Raw genomic sequence first — 21,083 nt, forward strand, 5'->3', positions numbered from 1 at the left:
TGCAATTGATAATCAATTTCAATTATAATGAAGGTATTATACAATGGGAGAGGTTATTAATTTGAAAAAAATACTATGTTTAATGTTATGTTTTATAATATTTTTAGCGGCATGTAGTAGTGGCAATGAATCTAATAAATCAGATGCAAAAGATGATAAGGGTACGAAATCTTATACTACTGAGGATGGTAGTAAAGTTAAAATACCTAAAAATCCGAAGAGAGTCTTAGTTTTAACAGCAAATTACGGAAACTTAAAAAAACTAGGTGTTAAACCTGTTGGTATTACGAATGTATATCCAGACTCTAAGTATTTAGACATGGGAAAAGTTAAGAAAATTAATCCAGAAAATGTAGAAGCTGCTGCTAAGTTGAAACCAGATTTGATTATTACATATAAAGAAAATAAAAATAATAAAAAATTATCTAAAATAGCACCAACAGTACCTATAAAAGTACAAAATATGGACTATAAAGATACTCATATTGAAATTGGTAAGTTAGTAAACAAAGAAAGCAAAGCTAAGAAACAAGCTGATGAACTATCTAAAAAGTTAGCAAAAGATGGTGAAGAAATTAAAAAAGCCATTGGGGAAGATAAAACTTTTTCAATTATGGATATTCAAGCAAAAGATATTTATCAATTTGGACCTAGATTTGGACGAGGCAGTGAAGCAATTTACGAAGGGTTTAAACTAAAAGAAGATCCCGAAGCTAAGGAAGCAATGCCAAAAGAAAAATTCATGAAAGTACCTAAAGAAAAATTCAATGACTATTCAGGTGATTACTTACTCTTACCAACAAAAGATGGTGGGAAAGTGAACAATGAATTTGTTAAATCGAACATATGGCATAATAATGAAGCTGTACAAAATGGCAATGTGATCTATTATTCAATGGATGAAGCCATTTATGCTGATTTGATCTCAGTAGAAAAACAAGCAGAATTTTTCAAAAAAGAACTTTTGAAAAACAAATAAAATATAAAGTAAAAGAGAGCGGAAATCAAATTTTGATTTTCACTCTCTTTTTATGATTTAAAATCGACTAATAGCAATCATCTTGCTAAGTTAGCAAAATTAAAAAGGATTCACATCGTAGTAAAGCAATTGTTAATTTTACCAATTGTCTATATCATTACGTTCGCCTTTGAAGTTATTTGAGGTCTGATGACGTTGTGCTAACACAGCTTCGACGTCTTCAAATTTAATATCTAAAGCATGTAATAATACGAATAGATGATACATTAAATCTGCAGTTTCATTTGTCACTTCATTACGGTCAGACTTCATCGCGCCAATAACAACTTCAAACGATTCTTCTCCAAATTTTTTGGTGATTTTTTCTAGACCTTCATTTAACAAATATTGTGTATATGAGTTCTCTTTATTGGATTGTGCACTTGAAGTTACAGTTTGTTCTAATTGTTGGATATTAAAAGGAACGTCGGTATTAAAGCAACTTTGGCTCCCAGTATGACAAGTTGGACCATTTGGCACAACATCGATGAGTAGTGTATCTTGATCGCAGTCTAAATGAATGTTTTTAACTACTTGCGTGTGGCCAGAAGACTCGCCTTTGGTCCACAAACGTTCTTTAGAGCGAGAATAGAAACAAACAATGCCATCTGCTAATGTTTTGTTATATGCTGCTTCGTTCATATAGCCAAGCATGAGCACTTGTTTTGTATCAACATCTTGCAAAATTGTTGGTAAGAGTCCTTTACTAAAATCAGGTTGCTGTGTCATCTAATGGGAATACCTCCTTGTGCCATCGTTTGTTTTATTTCATCTACAGTGGTTTCTTTATCGTGTAATATACTTGCCGCGAGACCTGCAGAAACATTTGTTTGTTTAAATAAATCAACAAAGTGATCTGGTTTTCCGCCACCACCTGAAGCGATGACAGGAATATTTACAAGTTGTTCAATATCATGTAAATGTTTCACATCAAAGCCTTGTTTCATACCATCGTGAGTCATGCTTGTGATGAGTAGTTCACCTGCCCCTAATGCTTCTACTTCTTGGACCCAATCATATACACGTTTATCAGTACGTTGTTTACCACCGTGAGTATAGCAATAGTAGTCTTTCAGTTCGTCATCATAATTGCTATCAATAGCGATACAAATGCACTGACTTCCAAATTTCTCACTTGCTTGTTTAATGAACTCTGGATTTTTAAGTGCGCTTGAATTCAGTGAAACTTTGTCTGCACCATGATTAAGTAGTTGTGATATATCATCTAAAGTAGCAATACCGCCGCCAACCGTAAGTGGAATAAATAATTTTCCGGCAGTTTCTTCAATGACATCAAGTACGAGATCGTGACCAGCTTCTGTTCGAGAAATATCTAAAAAGACGAGTTCATCTGCACCTTGGTCATTGTAATAAAGCGCATAGTCTACTGGATTACCAATATCGCGTAATCCTTTAAATTGAATCCCTTTAACTACGCGACCATCTTTTACATCTAAACAGGGGATAATTCTCTTTTTAATCATGATAATCCCTCCCAAAAATCAGCATTGTGCGCTGCTTTACCGACGATTGCAGCATAGACGCCTAGTGATTCTAACTGTGTTAAGTCTTGTTGGTTTCGTATACCACCTGAAGCGATAATTTGTTTATCAGACGCTGCTACTAATTGTCCTGTTATTTCAAAGTTGGGTCCTTCCAATCGACCATCTTTAGAAATATCTGTATAAATAATACCACCAAGTGGGAAGCGTTCAATTTCGTTAACTAAATCAAATAAATCTAGTTGAGCGTCTTGTTCCCAACCATTGATTTTTACATCACGACGATAAGCATCAACAGAAATGTATATACGATTTGGATACTGATTTGCCATTTGCTCTAACCATGCTAAATCCTGAATACCTTTGGTACCTACAATACAATAATCAATACCGTCATTGAAATAGGCCTCTATTGTGTCGATACTTCTAATACCGCCACCAACTTCCATTGATTTGTCAGTAAGTTGTCGTAACTCTTTTATATAATTTCTTTCAATAGATAATTGTTGTTTTGCGCCGATTAAATCGACAATGTGAATACGATCAACGCACTTAAACTGGTTATAAAATTTGATGCTTTCTTCAGCGCTACGTGGCATTTTTTCTTCTGAATCATATTTACCTTCAGTTAGTCGTACACTTGTAGCATTGATTAAATCAATTGCTGGCCAGAGTTTAATCATAATAAGAAACCGCCTTTCAATGCTTGGTTGAGTATTGTTAATCCATCGGATCCACTTTTTTCTGGGTGAAATTGAATGCCGATATAGTGTTTATATTGAACAATTGCTGGAATTGGATCACCGTATTCAGCGAAAGCAACGACATGTTCAGACATTTCAGCTTGATATGAATGTACGAAATATACATCTTGTGCCAATTGAGGGTGGTTGCTAATTAAATTATTCCAGCCTAAATGAGGTACAGGATAGTGTGTTTCGATTGGAACAATATTTCCCGGGAAAAGTTTTAAACCTTCGACATTTCCTTCTGCACTCCAATCGTATAAGAGTTGCATACCAAGACAGATACCTATAATCGGTTTATCTGTAATTGACTGTAGCACTGATGCTAAGCCACGTGTTTGTATCGCTTGCATTGCGTCTTTAAAATGACCCACACCAGGTAATATGATGATATCTGCAGCTTCTATTTCACTTTGCTTATCTGTCAGTATCGTTTTATAGCCTAAATGTTCGACTGCACGTTGTACATTTTTAATATTTCCTAGACCGTAGTCTATGATAGCAATCATTCAATCACACCCTTAGAAGAGGGTATGCCTTCTGAATCGTTACTTGCTAAAGCTTCTTTTAGTGCACGGGCGAATGATTTGAATATGCCTTCAATCTCATGGTGTGTATTACCGCCACGTAATAAATCGATATGTGTTGTTAATCGTGCATTAATCACTAATGCACGAAAGAATTCATCTACAAGTTCCGTATCAAAGGTACCTACTTTTTCTTTACTTAAGTCTGCATTAAATGATAAATACGGACGGCCGCTGATATCTACAACTGAGCGTGCAAGTGTTTCATCCATAGGAATATAACTTACGCCATAGCGTTGAAAGCTTTTGCGTTCTTTAACTAATTCTAATAATAATTGACCAAGTACGATACCAATATCTTCAGTCACGTGGTGATCATCGACTTCCGTATCACCATTCGCTTCTATTGTAATTGACAATTTGCTGTGAAAAGTAAAGAGGGTAAGCATATGATCTAGAAAACCCACACCCGTATCAATTTTACTTGTACGTTGATCATCTGCAAGTGAAATACTTAATTGTGTTTCGGCAGTGTTACGTGTTTTTTGATAAATCATATTGAGACCTCCAATTTTTAATGATTGCTGCTAATTCATCTAACTGTTCATCTGTAGCTATAGAATAACGAACATAATCAGCCATTTCGTTTTCCTCATAGACTCTAGGTAGGAAACCGTGCGCCTTAATAAATGCGCCCAAACTTTGTGCTGCAGTTCCTTTTGTTAAAACAAAGTTCGTCGAGGAAGGAAATACGACCATGATATCTGATACTAAGTCATCAAACATATTGCGTAATTTCATAGCCAGTTGTCTTTGATGATTTATAAAATTGTTCAGCATTTCTGTATGTTCAAACATATATAAAGCAATATGCAATGTAATTGTGTTTAATGGGTAAGGGTGTTCAATCCTTTTAATTTCTTGTATTGTTTCGGGCGTACTAATGAGCATGCCTAATCTTAACCCAGCGATGCCAAATGCTTTTGAAAGTGTACGCATTTGTAAAATGTGCGGCTGCATCTCTATTTGATAAGTATTACCAAAATCTAAATAAGCCTCATCTATGATGAAATAACCACCTAATGTCTTCATTTTATCTCCAATTGCTTTTAAGAACGTCAGGCTATATTGCTTGCCTGACGGATTGTGCGGATTACTCATGATAAAGAACGCTGGCTGAACTTCATCTATACGTTGCAAAATACGTTCCAAATCGAATGATAAATCTGGTTCAGCATTTACAAATTCAATTGGGCGATCAACTTGATAAGCATAGGCTTGATACATGAAAAAATCTGGGTTCAATGTAAGTGCTGGGCCTTCTGGCATAATCAGCATTAATTTTTGAATTAATTCATCAGAACCATTACCTGCAATAATTTGTTCAGCTGAAAGATTATAATAATTTGCGTAAGCTGCTTTAAAACGTTCATACTCGTCATCTGGATAGAAATTAAATGTTGCTTCTTGAATAATTGTTGCCAATTGTGAATCAGATAATGGACGAAGTGGACTTTCATTTTTGTTAATTCTAATCATTACGTGGCTCCTTTGGTGATCTGATTTCTATAGATTGTTCATGGTTAAAAAGTTGTTCAGTATGAGCGAGCTTACGTGCAGAACCTTCAATTTTTTCAAATGTAGCTTCAGATAAATCAATCACAGAATGACGTGTTAAAAAGTCATTAACGGATAGACCATTGGTAAATCTCGCAGTTTGATTGGTCGGTAAGACATGACTCGGTCCCGCTACATAATCACCGATAACTTCTGGAGAATAATGTCCTAAGAATAGTGCGCCCACATAACGCACATGATTTAGATAATCACGTGGTGAAGCTGTTTGAATTGATGCGTGTTCTGGGGCGATTTGATTCATTAAATCACATGCTTCATTAAAACTATCTACTGAAATTAAAAAATGATTGTTTGTTAAGCTTGCTTCAACGATAGGCTGACGTTCAATTTGGCTTAAAGTTTGTTGGATGCGTTGTTCGAGTTGCTGCAATAACGCTTTATTTTCACTAATCACAAACGTTCTCGCAAGTTCATCATGTTCAGCTTGAGCAAATACATCATAAGTTACAGCATCTAAATCAGCCGTCTCATCTATGATTAAGGCGATTTCACTTGGACCAGCAATTTGATCAATACCTACTTGACCGAAGAGGTATTTTTTTGCGTAAGCAACATACTGATTGCCGGGACCTACAATTTTATCTACTTTTGGAATTGTTTCTGTACCATAAGCAAGCGCTGCGATACTTTGTGCGCCTCCAACCTGGAATACTCTATCGACACCTGCAATATAACAAGCTGCTAAAACAATATCAGGTAATCCTCGGGCTTGCGGTGGTGTGACAACAAAAATATTTTTAACACCAGCTACCTTAGCTAATGTGACAGTCATTAACACAGTAGAAGGGTAGCTTGCTTTACCGCCCGGTACATATACACCGACACGTTCTAATGGATGATACATTTCATAACATTCATCTGTACCTTGTTGTGCTGTAGATTTAATAGAAGTTTGATAAGCTTTGATACGTGAGTGACTTTGCTGAAGCGCATCACGTAATGTATCGTCAATGCGATTATAAGCCGTTTCTAAAGCTTCATAAGGAATTTCAAGTTCTGATGTCTCTACGTGATCAAGTTGTTGGTTATAAGCTTTTAAAGCTTGGTCACCTTGAAGCTTTACATTGTCACAAATATCCTTAACTAGAGGATATAACCCTTCATTTAATGCGGATTGATTTAAATAGTCCTTTAAAAATGTAGCTTTATTTATAATCAATGAGAGACACCTCCAATGTTTGTATAAAATCGTCTATTTCGGCTGATTTTTTAAAATAAGATTGTTTATTTGTAATTAATTTGGCATTAATGTTTTTAATTGTATCTTTTTCAACTAGGCCATTCGATTTTAAAGTGGTACCTGTTTGGACGATATCTACAATACCATCGACCATATCGACTAAACATGCCAATTCGATAGAACCAGATAGTTTTACTAATTCTACGTCTAATCCTTGGGCTTCAAAATATTTTCTAGCTGTTTTAGTATAAGAGGTAGCTACCTTCGTAAAAGTTGTTGTATCTGGTTTAGCTGCTAATGCAAAGTGACAAGCACCAAAAGGTAAATCAAGTAAATTATTGATTGTGTAATTACCTTCTTCTAAAATGTCACTACCTACGATGCCTACATCTGCAACCCCCTGTTCGACATAAATAGGTACATCGCTCCCTTTAACTAAAACAAATTGGATTTCTCCTACAGAGATGAGTAACTGACGCTCTCTCTGTTCCAATGCGCGTACAAGTTCTTGTTCATTTACTTCATTCAAATAAGCAATGAAGCTTTTTAGTAATCTTCCTTTCGCTAAAGCTACAGTAAGCATGATGTTCTCTCCCTTTTTAATTAAAGTATAAAACCAAGTCCAAAGCCTTCTAATTCACCTTTGTAAAAACCACCTGTAAGTTGTTGTGATTTATTATTTTTAAGATGACATCTCATAAAGGCACCTTTGTAATAAGAACGTGGTGGTTGTGGCGTGATATCTAAGTGAATATTAGTAATATCTTGAGATTTAAACCATTGTTCCCATCGGCGTAATGCCTGTATTGTTCGATGATCATGTGGAAATAGCTGACTTAATAAATCAAGTTGTTCTGTGGTCTTGGTAGTGAGTAGTTGAACAACTGGATGCGCTATACCTAATTGAGATGTAAGTTCTGAAATATTACGTTCCTGTATGAGTTTCAATACATCTTCGGTTTGTTCTTTAGGCGATAAAAGTAAATCTATCAGTTGATAATGACCTAAAATCACAAAATCAATATCATCATTTAATGTTGTTTTGATGTAGTCATAAAAGGTGATGAAGTCGTTTTGCATGTCTGTAATTGTTGGATTGTAATGTTCGATACCTAGTTGAGTATAAACTTCATTATCACGAACAATAGGGCCAGTGTAGGCAACACTTTGATATTGTGGTGGATAATTGCTGTAATAACGTAATAATTGATCGGTAAAATCATTGCGTAATGCAAAGATATGATGGTCATGTTGCCAGAAACTGCGCTCAGTCATTTGTTGCAAATCGTCTGTTGTAAGGGTTTGCCATGACAGTGATTCGATAAAACTGAAATCTACGAGTTTGAATTCAGCTTGCTGAAAATGTTTTAAAAAGGCTAATTCAAATTCTTTGTTGTTAATAAGTGTCGTTGTATTCATAATATGACCATCCTTTGTCTTTTTTACTTTGTTACTCTACCGAACTAAAGTGGATTGATAAAGAATACTTTAACATAGTTATTTTTTAAATTCAATAAATATTCTGAAAATAGATATTTGATTTAACTTAGATAGCTAAAAGTTTCTTATTAAAGAAGTGGGAGAAAATGATTAAAAAAGAGTGAGACAGAAATCAAAAATTGAAATTAGATTTCTGTCTCACTCCCAGATAGGCTGACTAAACATGAGCCAACTACTGACAATTCAACATACTAAGTTAAACTGTGACCGTAAGTCACATATTTCATCATTTCGTCTTTTGGCACCATGTTTCCACCAGTAGCCCACACGATATGGTTGGCATTTTCTATATGAATTCCTTTATTTTTAGCGTGTTTTGTAGCTTCAGTAAGGCCAGCAAAACCTGAAGCGGCAGATGGTTCGATAAAGATATCTTCTTTCTCACTTAACATATATAAGTAGCGATACATTTGTTTATCATCAACTGTAAATGCGCCATATAAAAGTGTGTTCATTATTTGACCGACTAAACGGGAAGGGCGTGATACAGCAAGCCCGTCTGCATCGGTACGTCCGTCTAATCCAATATCAGTCACTGAAATCTCATCGTGCAATTGCGTCATCATTCCTAGTAACATACAAGGTGCATGTGTCGGTTCGGCAAAAATACAATAAACGTGTTCACCAAAGACTTTTTTCAATCCAAAAGCAACACCACCAGGGCCGCCACCAACGCCACATGGTAAATAGACGAAAAGTGGGTGGTCAGCATCTACTTGAATATTTTGACTATCTAATTGTGTTCTTAGGCGTAATGCAGCTACAGTATAACCTAAGAATAAATCAGCAGAACCTTCATCATCAACAAAGTGACAAGATGCATCATGTTCTGCACTTTTTCTGCCCTCAGCAACAGCAAATTGGTAGTCAGATTGATGTTCTACGACCTCTACACCACGAGCACGTAATAAATCTTTTTTCCATTGACGAGCATCACTAGACATATGTACAGTAACACTGAAACCAAGTTTGGCACTCATGATACCTATGCTTAAACCTAAGTTGCCAGTTGAGCCAACTGAAACATTATATTTACTGAACAATTCTTTATAATGTGGTTCATCTAGAATACGATAATCATCTGTCCATTCGAGACCACCATGTTTCATTGCTATCGTTTCAGCCAGCTTAAGAACTTCATAAATACCACCTCGAGCTTTGATAGAACCTGAGATAGCAAGATGGCTATCGCATTTCAGCCATAACTTGCCGTTAGCTCCATGTTGTTCTGTTTGAGAAAGGTGGTTGTGCATAAAGGGGATGGGCTTCAATGGTGATTCAATTAATCCGTGATCTTTCTCTGTTTCAGGAAATACTTTGCGTATATAACTACTAAATCGTTCGAGACGTAATGCTGCGTCTTCGATATCTTCTATTGAAAAAGGGAGCGCTTCAACTTGATGAAACTTGGGGTTTTCCCAAAAGATAGGTTTATATTGTTGCATATCATTAATTAAAGGGAAATTTTGTTTTAATTTTTTTAATTCAAGCATAAAAATCCTCCTATAATACGAAATCTTTCATTTATTAATTATAGCAAAAATAGTGTGTTAAAATGCGAATGATATCATTTGATTGGTCGTTTTAAAAAATATCAAATCAATTATCAACTAGAGTGTCAATAGGAGCGATAATAATGAAAGTGTTTATATTTGGTGCGAATTGTTATTTAGGTAAACAATTAATTAAGAAATTACAAAACCATCATGAAGTTTATACAAATAATAATATTGTACATTTGAATAGCGTTTTTGTGGCAACAAATGTATTCCAAACTTATGAATTGCAACGTACTTTAAAACAAATGCATCATATTATATATATAACGAATAAAGCAGCACTTCCCAATGGATATTTACAAGGACATTCGCATAGTATGCATATGTGGGCTATTGAAAATATATTACACGCCTTACCTTCATGTAGTGACAAGAAAATCCACATATTGAACGTGGAAAAAAAGTATAACAATCATTTTAAAAATATATTTAATTCGCAAAAAGTCAAAGTAATTGATATGTCAGTTTCTAAAGTTATAAATAGGATAGGTAAATGTTCGAGACATATGCAAGATAAATATAAAAAAGTCTATTCATTTCAACATATGTTACTTACAAAAGAAATCAATGCCATACAACTTGTTGACATGTATGAACAATATTTAAAAGAATGTAGTTTAGGATGGATTAGAATTAAGCAAACAGAGAAGCGCTTTGAAATTAGCTTGAAGTTCTTACCATATCCATTAATAAAAATGGAAAAAGCATACAGCTCACCAACCAATTTCATTTTAAAAGTAACAGGCGGTTTACTAGTAAGTAGTAATGGAGGAAAAGATGGAATGCTCGAATTTAGAACATCAACATCGAGTTATAGATGTGTGATTGGTTTGAATCATTATGAACCCGCTTTACCTTGGCTAGTATATTTAGTATCACAAGCTCCGATACACAAGTGGGTGATGTCTAAACTTTATAATTATGTATGGAAGCATTATTAATATATAATGGCAAGCGCTATTGTATGACAAAAACATAATAAATAGCGCTGGATGCTCACTTTTAAACGGAGCATTCAGCGCTATATTTAATGTAATGGATTATTTTTTGAAAGTGCGACGTATTTTAGAAAACCAACCTTGAGGTGAATTGGCTGATACAACATGAGGTTGTGGTTGCGATACTTCATCTTGAAGTTGTTGACCATAATTCATCGCTTCCTTCATTAAATAAGCTTGAGAGTTTAATGGTGACAAGTTATTTTCAATGTAATGATAACGTCCATGTGAATCTTGAAAACGTCCTTTTTGATTATCAGATAACTGAAGGTTCATATAATCTAATAAACGTTTGGCAATGGCTTTGTCTTCAACAGGAAATAAGATTTCTACACGCTTAATCATGTTACGTGTCATGGCATCTGCAGAAGATAAGTAGATTTTTTCATCTCCATTATTGTGGAAATAGTAAATACGTGAATGTTCTAAAAAGCGTCCCACGATACTTACGACTTCTATATTTTCACTAATACCCGGGATACCTGGTTTCAGACAGCAAATACCACGAATAATAAGTTGAACTTTAACACCAGCACAAGAGGCTTCAAATAATTTAAGAATAATATCTTTATCTGTTAAAGAGTTCATCTTCATTATAATCTTGCCGTTACCATGTTCATGATGTGTTTGAATTTCATTGTCTATTCGAGCTAAGAAGACATCTCTAATATCAAATGGTGCAACAATAAGTTTATTATAAACAGGTTTGACTGAATAACCACTAAGATAATTGAAAAAGTTTAGTGCGTCTTCAGCAATTGCATCGTTTGTAGTAATTAGCCCCATGTCCGTATATAATTTAGCGGTTTTATCATTATAGTTTCCAGTGCCTAGATGAATAAAGGAAGTGAGTTTATTATTGATACGTTTGACTACAAGCGCAATTTTACTATGCGTTTTTAAATGGGTCATACCATATATAACATGACAGCCGGCGTCTTCCAACATTCTTGCCCAATGCACATTATTTTCTTCATCAAAACGTGCTTTTAACTCAACAAGTACAGTAACTTGTTTCCCATTCTCAGCAGCGGTTTTCAAGCTATTAATAATAGGGGAATCTTTACTGACACGATAAAGCGTTTGTTTAATAGCAATTGTATCTGGATCTTCAGCGGCTTCACGTATGAAGTCGACAATGGGCTCAAACGATTCGAAAGGGTGATGGAAGAATATGTCTTTTTTCAACGATAAATCAAACACATTATGGTTACCTAAAGACTGTGGTGTCTGTGGCACATACTTTTTGTATTTTAAGTGCTTCAATTTATTAGATAAGTGATCAACTAAGTTAGACAGCATCGTTAAATCTAACGGACCGTCTACAAAATAAACCTCATCATCATGTACTTCTACTTGGTTCATAATCCACACAATGTCTTCATGCGTGGCGAATCGTCCATCCACTTCTAAGCGTACAGCAGTACCACGTTTACGTTCCTTTAAAAACCTTTCAATTTCAATGAGAAGGTCTTCCGCACCGTCTTCATGTATAGTTAAATCAGCATTTCTAGTAATTCTAAACGCAAAAGTGTTTAGTACTTCATATCCGCTAAATAATTCATTAATAAAATGCGTAATGATGTCCTCTACCATAATTATGAATTGCGTATCGCCTTTATTTAATGAACAAAATCTAGGTATTAAAGAAGGTATTTGGACAATTGCAGAATTAATCGCATCTTCAGTATCTATATCAACAAAGATATTCAGGCTTTTATTATTTAATTTTGGGAAAGGGTGATACGCATCTATCCCTAATGGAGTTAATGTTGGTAAAATACCAGTTTTGAATTCTGTTTCTAATTGAGATAATAACGATTCAGGTAATTCATCCGGTTGAACAATTTCAACTTTATGTTGACGTAAATCTTCTACCAATTCGTTATAACGCTTATATTGTAAGTCGACATTTTGTTTATTTTTGATATTGATTTGATTAAGTTGTTGTTTTGGTGTTAATTGGGCTTTATTTTCGGGTTTATCATAACCCATTTTGACTTGGTCTTGTAAACCAGCTACGCGGACCATAAAGAACTCATCTAAATTCGAACTAAATATCGAAACAAAATTAAGTTGCTCAAGCAATGGATTGTTTTTATCATTGGCTTCTTGTAATACGCGATAGTTAAAATCTAACCAACTGAGTTCTCTATTATTGTAGTATTGTGGTAAGTTCAAATCTTTTGCTCCCAAATTTCTATGCATAACTCTAATTACACCTCGTTGTAGTCTGAATATTGTATTTTGCTACGTATAACTTATCATATAAATTTTAAGATTTTGTAAAGATGATAGATAGGTCATCTTTTAAGATTTTTTCAATATGCTTTTTCTGCCTCAAGGATTGATATTCTTCAGCGATAGGCTCACCGTTGTAGTATACAAATAAGGTGTAATCATCATCATTTTGTTGTAATTCTACTTGCTCTACAGAACTCGTATGAGACACATTAAGCGCATTGACAAATTTGATAATGCCGCCTAGAGATTGGATGTTATCCAATTCTTTGCCACGCAACCATTTGGTTTCATGACTAAAGAATTTTAATAATGATTTATTTTTAAAACTAGCAAGTAAAGCGAGCTTCACTCTATCTTCATGGGGAAAACCATCAATCATTGAATTCGCGATAATATAATAGGTGTGCGGTGAGCTTGAATCAGCATCAATAAATCTTCCTAAGTAGTACAAGTAAGACCCTTCAGCAAATAGTTCGTATTCTTTTTGAGTTACTTCTAATTTTTTAAAGCCTATTAATTGTTCTAATAATGTTTGTGCTAGCTTCACACGTTGTTTAGCACTTGTTTCCTCAATGCGATATTCGTTAGCTAAATGGTATAGAGCATCTTTACGAATATTCTCTTTTTTAAATTCTTCAGGGTGACGTTCAGAAATTAATTTCATCGCATAACCTTCACGTAGCCCTTTGCGAGAAAATGTGAATTGATTCGCATTAATTCTATTAAATAATGACTTGAAGACAGCTACAGCGGGCAAGATAATGTCTACACGATCTCTACTTAGACCATCTATATCTTTTAAATCGTCATATGAACTTTTTTTAATGATTGAGTACACTTCATCAATATTTTCTTCAGTCATTGCATAGTTGTGAACACCACCAATAGGGTATGAGTGCTCAGATTGATGAATGCGCGCGACATTACGTGCGGAACCCCCGATACCAACTAAGGTGATTTCTTGATTTTTTAACCAAGAAAGTTGTTCAAATTGTTTAGTTAAAAACTTTTCCATGTTTTTGATTGCTGATTTATCATTATGGTTTTTGCCCTCAAAGAAGCGATGAGATAATGTAACAACACCAAATGGAAAACTATGTGATTCTATTAGTTTTTTATCTTTAAAGAGTGTGACTTCTGTAGAGCCACCACCAATATCGACAGACACGCCGTCACTAACATCAGTAGTATGTGTGATAGCATAGAAACCATAAAATGCTTCTTCTTGTTCTGTAATAATTTTAATGTTGATTTTAAGTGCTTCTTTGATATGTTCAATAATCTGCTCTTGGTTGGTAGATTGTCTAATGGCTGCGGTTGCTACCGGATGTAATTCATCTATATTAAACTTGTCAGCAACCTTTTTAAAACTGCGCAATGCTTTAGTTAATACTTCAATACCGTCATCAGTCATAGCCAAATCTTCAGTTAAATATTGGCTTAACCTTGCAGGTGTTTTGATATTTAATATTTCATTTAATCCTGTTTTATGATCAAATTCAAAAATAACGAGTCGAATGGTATTTGAACCAATATCTATTAATCCTATACGTTCCATAATTTCCTCCTAAGTAAATGAGGTTATTTTACTTTACTTGTACTTTATTTACCCTTTTCTTACTTTTATATTACAACAATTAGAAAAAAATGTGTTCTAAAATATTTAATATTACTTAATAAAAGTATAACTACACGCCGATTATTTCAGAGGTTAGTATAATTGAAAGTAAAGAGGCAGACACGGAAATATTTCCTTCTTGTCTGCCTCTTTTTTAATAATTTATTTTACATGTAAGGGACCACCTGGACCAAGCGGCCAACCTAATAGATACCAAACAATCATGAATAATGGCCACACGATACTTAATATAATTGTATAGGGCATTAGACTAGATAATAGTGAACCTAATTTCATATCATTATCATATTTTTGTGCATAAGATAATAGCAATGGTAAGTAGGGCATCATAGGCGTTATTGGATTACTAATAGAATCACCAATTCTATACAACATTTGAGTCAATGCTGGATGGAAACCTACAATGATAAGCATTGGGATAAAAATAGGTGCTAAAATCCCCCATTTGGCAGATGCACTACCAATTAATAAATTAATCAGTGCACTTAATAAGATAATACCTAGGATAAGTACAACGCCATTCTGACCTTGAAGTATTGAAGCGCCTTTAACAGCAACGATAATGCCCAGGTTACTCCATTCTAAAAAGGCAAGTAACTGCGCTGCAAAAAACACAATGACGATAAATGAACCCATAGATGACATTGAATCAGCTAACATTTTTCCTAGGTCTTTAGAATTTTTAAATTCTTTTACCATAATGCCATACACTAAACCAGGAACTAAAAATAATACTAAAATAATTAGACCGACACCGTTAATGATAGGTGCATCATTCAGTAAACTACCTGTGTTGGCATTCCTCAGAAAACTGTGTTGCGGTATTGCTAAAATGATAAGCAATACAATTAATACAAAAAAACTGATATTAGCCCAAAATACGGCACGGTTTTCTTGAGGTGTGAGCTTTGAATTAGAATCATCGGCTTGAATAGCTGAATTAGAATCATCATATTTGCCTAATCTAGGAATGACAAAACGCATAGTAACCCAATATACGGAAGGTAATAAAACGAGCACACTTGCTGCAATAAAGTACCAGTTCATAGCTACATTGACATGCACACTATCAGAAACAATGCTTGTAGCTGGTTTTGTAAATGCATAAAGTAATGCGTCTGACATACCAATCATGACATTTGCAGAGAATCCTCCAAGAGCAGACGCGTAAGCCATTGCTAAACCCGCAATAGGGTGATAGCCCAATTTAATAAAGACCATCGCTGCTAATGGTGGTAACACAATCGGCGCTGCATCACCCGCAGCATTGCCTAAGATACCTATAATAATAATGACCGGCACAATGAAATTCTTTGGTGCTTTATGTACGACTTGAATCATTAATTTATCGAAGTAACCTGTTTTTTCTGCTACCCCAATACCAAGCATGACTGCAAGGACAAGACCTAATGCTGGAAATTCTGAAAAGTTTTTTATGGCGTCATTCAGAATCATCGATAGTCCATCTTTACTTAAAATACTTTTGATTGCAATCGTATCACCTGTACCTGGATGTTTTACGGAAATCTGAAATAATGATACAACCCAAGTAAGTATTGCGAGTCCTACACACATTAAGAAAAATAAAATGCTAGGATCGGGTAATCTGTTTCCAACTTTTTCTACAATATTCAAAAATCTATTTATTAGCGTTGGCTTACCTTTAGTATTCGAAACCATCATAACGACCTCCCTAATAAGTTATCGGTAGTATAACAAATTAAGAATAAAAATAGAATAAATATTCTGAAAACTTTATGATTTTCAAAGTTTAAATATATATAACATATATGAACGTTCGTGTATTTGTTTGAAAATTCATTTAAAAAGTATAAAAAAGGAGGGGATAGAAAATCAAATTTGATTTCTGTCCCGCTCCCTTATCCGTATAGCTAGTATATTTGAATACGTTCTATGTTTGTTTTAACTTTACATTTGAATACTGTATCTCAGTTAACTCCTAGATTACCAAATGATTTGCTCAACCACATCGTCATTAAGAGATTTAATAATTTCCGTAACTAAGGCTACTGAATTTTTGTAATCATCTGTGTGTAACACAGAAACATTGGAATGCATGTAACGTAATGCGACTCCAATAGCGACAGTTGGTGTCCCTTCATTCGCGACATGAATACTTCCTGCGTCTGTGCCACCGCCAGCAGTAGTGTCTAATTGAATCGAAATATTATGTTTTTTAGCCACTGCTTTAATATGCTTCATAAATCCAACATGCCCAATATTAGATCCATCCATTAAAATAACGACAGGACCATTACCAATTGCTGTATCACTTACTTGACCAGACATTCCTGGTGTATCATATGCGACAGCAACGTCTACAGCTATAGCTAAGTCAGGTTTGATTTTGTTGGCAGCTACTTTAGCTCCACGAAGACCAACTTCTTCCTGAACATTGGCACCGGAGACAAGATTGATGTCAATAGTCTCATTCTTAAGGTTTTGTAATACATCTACTGCAAGGGCACAGCCATAACGGTTATCAAAAGCTTTTGCAGTTAAATATTTATTATTCGCTAATGCTTCGAATTCACTATATGGTGTTATCATATTACCTAATTCGATACCGAATTGTTGTGCTTCTTTTTTGCTTTTAACGCCAATATCAATAAACATTTCTTTCATATCAACGTTTTTTTTACGTTCTTCCGGTGACAATACATGTGGCGGTTTAGAACCGATAATACCTCTAATTTTTCTACCATCATCCGTAGTTACCGTTACTTTTTGAGAGAGCATGACTTGATTCCACCAGCCACCAATAGGGGTGAATTTTAGGAAGCCGTCTTTATCTATTTTAGTCACCATAAAGCCGATTTCATCTAAGTGACCAGCAACCATTAATGTTTTATTACTTGTAGTAGCAGTCTTTTTACCAAAAACCCCGCCTAGATTGTCTTCTATGATTTCATCGCTTACTTGTGTTAAATATTCGTGCATTAAAGATTTAACTGCCATTTCGTGGCCTGCAATACCATCAACATCTGTTAGTGATTTTAATAACTTCACTGAATTGTTCATATAATGCCTCCCATTAAAATTGATAACTTTATTTTAACATGAAGTATGCAATTACATAGCATTTTGACTATGAGGGAGAATAAGTAATGAGGAACGTCGCTAATTGGTTTGAAAAATAAAATTCCTACTAAATTACTCAGACTAAAAGTGTGCATAAAAAGAATAAGCATGTTTCAATATAAATATAGACAAAGTGGAGGGATTTTATATGAAAGAAGTTAAACATCTTACATTAGGGTCATCAAATGCGCCCGTTAAAGTGGAATCATTTATAAATTTGGCTTGTCCATATTGTAAAAATTATTTTAAAGCTGCAGATCAATCATTAAAAACACTGATAGATCAAGGTAAAGTACAACATGTAATTAAGCATTTTGATAAAACGAAGAACGGATTATTAAAAGGTACGGTTGCAAATATTCATTTAGATTATCAAAATACTGACGAAACACTAGAAATTATACGTAAATTGTATGACACTCAAAAAGAATGGACAGTTGATTTTGCTACTATAGAAGAGAAAATGCAGAAACAGTTTAACTTATCACCTCAGAAAGAAGCTGATGAACGCTCTATAGCGATTACTGAAGAAGCGGTTAGTAGAGGAATTAAAGGCATACCAACAGTATTTATAAATGATAAGAAATTTGAGTTCAATCCATTAGAAGATGAGCAAAGCACTATAGAAACAAAACTAACGCAACAAATAAATGAAGCAAATAAATAATAAAAAGCTCTATTACTTTGAAAAGCAGTTTAATTACTTTTAAGTAATAGAGCTCTATTTATGTCATCGATGTTGATCAATTAATTTCAGTTTATAATCGCGTATTGATTGAACACCCCCATCTTTATTTTTAATAATGAGGTGGTCTTTAGATATTTTTGTAGGTGACTCCACACCGACTGCAGCAGCTATATTAAATAATCCTTCGTGTAAACTTGTTACAAAATTAGTGACACGATATTTTTTCTCATCGACAATTAGTCCTCTTTCGAGTTTAGGATCCGTAGTAGCTACGCCTACTGGACAAGTGTTCATATGACATTGTTGACTCATGATACAGCCGACACTAATCATCATGCCACGTGCCACGTTCACTAAGTCTGCGCCAAGTGCTAAAGCAATTGCGATTTTATCTGGCGTGATAAGCTTTCCAGATGCGAAGATTTTAACACGGTCACGTATGCCATGCTTTTCAAGCATTGAAGTTACAATAGGCAAAGCCGTAAATAAAGGTAAACCAACACCATCTTGCAATTCTTGGAAAGTTGCACCAGTACCGCCCTCACCGCCATCAACGGTGATGAAGCTAGGATATTGATTTGTCTCAACCATAGTTTGTACAAGTTTTTCTACTTCTGAAACTTTGCTTACAACAATTTTAAAGCCAACCGGTTTTTGAGCTTGTTGCTTGAGCTGAGTTACCCAATTAAGTAAAGATTCTGGACTGTTAATGCTATCAAAGCGATTAGGCGAATTAATTGTTTTCCATGGTTCAACCTTACGTATATTTGCAATTTCTTCAGTTACTTTATTACCTTGCATATGCCCACCACGTGTTTTGGCACCTTGTGCGAGTTTTATTTCAAAGGCTCTAATCTTATCTCTATGTGCTAACTCAAGAAAAGCATCTATATCAAATACGCCTGCTTTATCACGTACTCCGAATAATCCCGGTCCAATTTGAAAGATGAGATCCACATCACCAGAAAGATGGTGTTCTGATAATCCACCTTCGCCCGTATTCATCCAAGTACCTGCTTGACCAAGTCCTTTAGACAATGCCTTGATTGCATTACTACCTAATGCACCATAGCTCATACCAGATTGACCAACTAAGCGTTTAGGTTTGAATGGGTGCTTAAGTTCTGCGCCTAAAGTGACACGATTTTCTTCTGATATATAGTAAGGATTAAATTCAGCTTGAATTTTATGTTCATCACGATTGAACAGACGTTCATTATCAATTTCATAGATAAAAGAAGAAATCATAGGTGACTGATCAATGTGTAATTCTGATGTTTGTAAAGGAAACATTGTATTTTGTATATAAAAACCATCTTTATAATCTTCTTGCGTACCAAAACTCGTCATTCTAGAATTATATTTTCCAGCTAATACGATGTTAGTAAAATCATTTCTGGAAAATGGTTTACCTTTCGTATCCGCTAAAAATAAATATTGACGGAGTTCAGGACCAATTTTTTCTCCAAAATAGCGAACACGTGCAAGTAATGGGTAATTACGTAATACACTATGTTGCTTTTGATGCTTATCTTTAAATAGTAAAAATCCCCCAATAATTAATACACTTAATAAAATTAGCACTATGATGATATTTACGATGAATTGTAATATTGTCAAAATTGCCATGTAACATCCCTCCCCATTTACATATATACTACAACAAAATACGCATTTTACAATATGATATCTACTATAAAGTAGGGCTGACCAATATACTAAAGATGAGAATAGCTGACGAATAAATATATTATAAAATGTATATAAGTAATTTAAATCATGGTATATTCATTGTATACAACGATAAGGAAGGTGTCATATGGCTAAACAGTCAACTCATGAGATAAAAAAAGAACACAATGAAAAAAACATATGGAACAATGACAAGATTGTAAAAAGAGATTTTTGGCTATTCCCTATATATATTGTTGCTAATAATATAGTTCCTATTATTTTCTTTGTTTTAATATATGGAATATATTCTATTATTGATATAAAAAATGAATCGTTTGTTACTGATGAAAATATATTAGTCATGAGCGCAGTCATTGCAGAAATAATCATTCTATATAGCTTTTATGCAATGCATAAAAAAGATAAAATGCTATCGATTGCAATGGATAGGTTTAAAAAAGTACCTCGATATCTATTGATGATTATGGTTGCATATCTATTAATTTTAATTTTAAATTCAACATACGCTTGGTTAATGGAATTTTTGCCTAAGTCATTACAATATAATGAAACACAAAATCAAATATTCTTAGAGGAAATGTTCGCTGATAACAGGATGTTACCATTTTTATTTATTGATATTGTGATTTTAACGCCTATTATTGAAGAACTATTATTTAGGCATTTAATTATCCATGAACTAGGCAAAAAAATTACATATGGTTTTGCTACAGTTCTTTCAATTGTATTGTTTGCAGGTGTTCATATGATTGGTGCCACATCTCCATTTGAGATAGGCTCCTATATTATTATTGCCGTGGCGATTGCTTTTGTTTATTTAAAGAGTGGTATGAATTTAGCACTGGCTATAACGTTGCATGCTGTAAATAATTTAATTTCATTCATAGCTATTGTTTTTATGAAATAAAAAATAAGTAAATGAAATTTGTTGAATGACATATTAATTATTAGGTGAACGCCTGACCCCAACGCATTGCGTGAAAAGGCTATTAAAATAATTGATTTAGGGAATAAATAAGATGAAATGATTCATACTTTAAGGAGGGC

19 protein-coding genes are annotated in these 21,083 nt (G+C 34.2%); 4 read left to right on the plus strand and 15 right to left on the minus strand.

The window, feature by feature from the left end:
* Window positions 1–82: 82 nt before the first annotated feature.
* On the plus strand, window positions 83–979 hold the full coding sequence (locus MHB47_RS02510; RefSeq protein WP_340754918.1) for an ABC transporter substrate-binding protein: 897 nt from the start codon (window positions 83–85) through the stop codon (window positions 977–979).
* 138 nt (window positions 980–1,117) lie between these two features.
* Here the strand turns inward: MHB47_RS02510 and hisIE are convergent, their stop codons facing one another.
* The 10 genes from hisIE to MHB47_RS02560 all read right to left on the minus strand — a co-directional run bounded on the left by hisIE (window position 1,118) and on the right by MHB47_RS02560 (window position 9,604).
* Window positions 1,118–1,747: a bifunctional phosphoribosyl-AMP cyclohydrolase/phosphoribosyl-ATP diphosphatase HisIE gene (hisIE, locus tag MHB47_RS02515; RefSeq protein ID WP_340754920.1), complete on the minus strand. Its 630-nt coding sequence runs from the start codon at window positions 1,745–1,747 to the stop codon at window positions 1,118–1,120.
* The gene (gene hisF / locus MHB47_RS02520) at window positions 1,744–2,502 is read right to left on the minus strand and encodes an imidazole glycerol phosphate synthase subunit HisF (protein ID WP_340754922.1); all 759 of its coding nucleotides are present in this window, start codon (window positions 2,500–2,502) and stop codon (window positions 1,744–1,746) included. The genes hisIE and hisF overlap by 4 nt, the downstream gene beginning before the upstream one ends.
* The gene (gene hisA / locus MHB47_RS02525) at window positions 2,499–3,203 is read right to left on the minus strand and encodes a 1-(5-phosphoribosyl)-5-((5-phosphoribosylamino)methylideneamino)imidazole-4-carboxamide isomerase (protein ID WP_340754925.1); all 705 of its coding nucleotides are present in this window, start codon (window positions 3,201–3,203) and stop codon (window positions 2,499–2,501) included. Before hisA ends, hisF begins: the two co-directional genes overlap by 4 nt.
* Entirely contained in the window at window positions 3,200–3,775 is a 576-nt protein-coding gene (hisH, locus tag MHB47_RS02530; RefSeq protein ID WP_340754927.1) for an imidazole glycerol phosphate synthase subunit HisH, read from the minus strand. Before hisH ends, hisA begins: the two co-directional genes overlap by 4 nt.
* The gene (gene hisB / locus MHB47_RS02535) at window positions 3,772–4,350 is read right to left on the minus strand and encodes an imidazoleglycerol-phosphate dehydratase HisB (RefSeq protein WP_056935900.1); all 579 of its coding nucleotides are present in this window, start codon (window positions 4,348–4,350) and stop codon (window positions 3,772–3,774) included. Before hisB ends, hisH begins: the two co-directional genes overlap by 4 nt.
* Entirely contained in the window at window positions 4,328–5,332 is a 1,005-nt protein-coding gene (locus tag MHB47_RS02540; RefSeq protein ID WP_340754930.1) for a pyridoxal phosphate-dependent aminotransferase, read from the minus strand. The genes hisB and MHB47_RS02540 overlap by 23 nt, the downstream gene beginning before the upstream one ends.
* Complete coding sequence (gene hisD, locus MHB47_RS02545) at window positions 5,325–6,587, minus strand: histidinol dehydrogenase (RefSeq protein WP_445684160.1); 1,263 nt, start codon at window positions 6,585–6,587, stop codon at window positions 5,325–5,327. The genes MHB47_RS02540 and hisD overlap by 8 nt, the downstream gene beginning before the upstream one ends.
* Entirely contained in the window at window positions 6,577–7,194 is a 618-nt protein-coding gene (hisG, locus tag MHB47_RS02550) for an ATP phosphoribosyltransferase (protein ID WP_002506734.1), read from the minus strand. The genes hisD and hisG overlap by 11 nt, the downstream gene beginning before the upstream one ends.
* A gap of 20 nt (window positions 7,195–7,214) precedes the next feature.
* Window positions 7,215–8,030 (minus strand): ATP phosphoribosyltransferase regulatory subunit, encoded by an 816-nt coding sequence (locus MHB47_RS02555; protein WP_002506735.1) that lies wholly within the window; start codon window positions 8,028–8,030, stop codon window positions 7,215–7,217.
* Between the two features lie 272 nt (window positions 8,031–8,302).
* Entirely contained in the window at window positions 8,303–9,604 is a 1,302-nt protein-coding gene (locus MHB47_RS02560; RefSeq protein WP_340754934.1) for a D-serine ammonia-lyase, read from the minus strand.
* A 143-nt stretch (window positions 9,605–9,747) separates the two neighbouring features.
* On the opposite strand from MHB47_RS02560, the gene MHB47_RS02565 reads away from it, so the two are divergent.
* Entirely contained in the window at window positions 9,748–10,611 is an 864-nt protein-coding gene (locus MHB47_RS02565) for a hypothetical protein (protein WP_340754936.1), read from the plus strand.
* Window positions 10,612–10,710: 99 nt separating this feature from the next.
* On the opposite strand, the gene MHB47_RS02570 is transcribed toward MHB47_RS02565, so the two are convergent.
* The 4 genes from MHB47_RS02570 to MHB47_RS02585 all read right to left on the minus strand — a co-directional run bounded on the left by MHB47_RS02570 (window position 10,711) and on the right by MHB47_RS02585 (window position 17,593).
* Window positions 10,711–12,876, minus strand: a complete 2,166-nt coding sequence (locus tag MHB47_RS02570; RefSeq protein ID WP_340754938.1) for an RNA degradosome polyphosphate kinase — start codon at window positions 12,874–12,876, stop codon at window positions 10,711–10,713.
* Window positions 12,877–12,943: 67 nt separating this feature from the next.
* Window positions 12,944–14,473, minus strand: coding sequence for an exopolyphosphatase (gene ppx, locus MHB47_RS02575; RefSeq protein ID WP_340757262.1), 1,530 nt, complete (start codon window positions 14,471–14,473; stop codon window positions 12,944–12,946).
* 219 nt (window positions 14,474–14,692) lie between these two features.
* On the minus strand, window positions 14,693–16,231 hold the full coding sequence (locus MHB47_RS02580; protein WP_340757264.1) for an AbgT family transporter: 1,539 nt from the start codon (window positions 16,229–16,231) through the stop codon (window positions 14,693–14,695).
* A gap of 285 nt (window positions 16,232–16,516) precedes the next feature.
* Window positions 16,517–17,593, minus strand: coding sequence for a M42 family metallopeptidase (locus tag MHB47_RS02585; protein ID WP_340754941.1), 1,077 nt, complete (start codon window positions 17,591–17,593; stop codon window positions 16,517–16,519).
* 208 nt (window positions 17,594–17,801) lie between these two features.
* On the opposite strand from MHB47_RS02585, the gene MHB47_RS02590 reads away from it, so the two are divergent.
* On the plus strand, window positions 17,802–18,320 hold the full coding sequence (locus MHB47_RS02590; protein WP_340754943.1) for a thioredoxin domain-containing protein: 519 nt from the start codon (window positions 17,802–17,804) through the stop codon (window positions 18,318–18,320).
* A 63-nt stretch (window positions 18,321–18,383) separates the two neighbouring features.
* Here the strand turns inward: MHB47_RS02590 and MHB47_RS02595 are convergent, their stop codons facing one another.
* On the minus strand, window positions 18,384–19,970 hold the full coding sequence (locus tag MHB47_RS02595; RefSeq protein ID WP_340754945.1) for an FMN-binding glutamate synthase family protein: 1,587 nt from the start codon (window positions 19,968–19,970) through the stop codon (window positions 18,384–18,386).
* A 190-nt stretch (window positions 19,971–20,160) separates the two neighbouring features.
* On the opposite strand from MHB47_RS02595, the gene MHB47_RS02600 reads away from it, so the two are divergent.
* Window positions 20,161–20,943, plus strand: a complete 783-nt coding sequence (locus MHB47_RS02600; protein ID WP_340754946.1) for a CPBP family intramembrane glutamic endopeptidase — start codon at window positions 20,161–20,163, stop codon at window positions 20,941–20,943.
* Window positions 20,944–21,083 lie beyond the last annotated feature (140 nt).

The organism is Staphylococcus sp. FSL K6-3157 (assembly GCF_038005145.1).
Taxonomy (GTDB): Bacteria; Bacillota; Bacilli; order Staphylococcales; family Staphylococcaceae; genus Staphylococcus; species Staphylococcus equorum.

Coding starts and splice junctions, on each gene's coding strand:
- MHB47_RS02510 (WP_340754918.1), top strand. CDS start 83: ATGTTATGTTTTATAATATTTTTAGCGGCATGTAGTAGTGGCAATGAA.
- hisIE (WP_340754920.1), bottom strand. CDS start 1,747: ATGACACAGCAACCTGATTTTAGTAAAGGACTCTTACCAACAATTTTG.
- hisF (WP_340754922.1), bottom strand. CDS start 2,502: ATGATTAAAAAGAGAATTATCCCCTGTTTAGATGTAAAAGATGGTCGC.
- hisA (WP_340754925.1), bottom strand. CDS start 3,203: ATGATTAAACTCTGGCCAGCAATTGATTTAATCAATGCTACAAGTGTA.
- hisH (WP_340754927.1), bottom strand. CDS start 3,775: ATGATTGCTATCATAGACTACGGTCTAGGAAATATTAAAAATGTACAA.
- hisB (WP_056935900.1), bottom strand. CDS start 4,350: ATGATTTATCAAAAAACACGTAACACTGCCGAAACACAATTAAGTATT.
- MHB47_RS02540 (WP_340754930.1), bottom strand. CDS start 5,332: ATGATTAGAATTAACAAAAATGAAAGTCCACTTCGTCCATTATCTGAT.
- hisG (WP_002506734.1), bottom strand. CDS start 7,194: ATGCTTACTGTAGCTTTAGCGAAAGGAAGATTACTAAAAAGCTTCATT.
- MHB47_RS02555 (WP_002506735.1), bottom strand. CDS start 8,030: ATGAATACAACGACACTTATTAACAACAAAGAATTTGAATTAGCCTTT.
- MHB47_RS02560 (WP_340754934.1), bottom strand. CDS start 9,604: ATGCTTGAATTAAAAAAATTAAAACAAAATTTCCCTTTAATTAATGAT.
- MHB47_RS02565 (WP_340754936.1), top strand. CDS start 9,748: ATGAAAGTGTTTATATTTGGTGCGAATTGTTATTTAGGTAAACAATTA.
- MHB47_RS02570 (WP_340754938.1), bottom strand. CDS start 12,876: ATGCATAGAAATTTGGGAGCAAAAGATTTGAACTTACCACAATACTAC.
- MHB47_RS02580 (WP_340757264.1), bottom strand. CDS start 16,231: ATGGTTTCGAATACTAAAGGTAAGCCAACGCTAATAAATAGATTTTTG.
- MHB47_RS02585 (WP_340754941.1), bottom strand. CDS start 17,593: ATGAACAATTCAGTGAAGTTATTAAAATCACTAACAGATGTTGATGGT.
- MHB47_RS02590 (WP_340754943.1), top strand. CDS start 17,802: ATGAAAGAAGTTAAACATCTTACATTAGGGTCATCAAATGCGCCCGTT.
- MHB47_RS02595 (WP_340754945.1), bottom strand. CDS start 19,970: ATGGCAATTTTGACAATATTACAATTCATCGTAAATATCATCATAGTG.
- MHB47_RS02600 (WP_340754946.1), top strand. CDS start 20,161: ATGGCTAAACAGTCAACTCATGAGATAAAAAAAGAACACAATGAAAAA.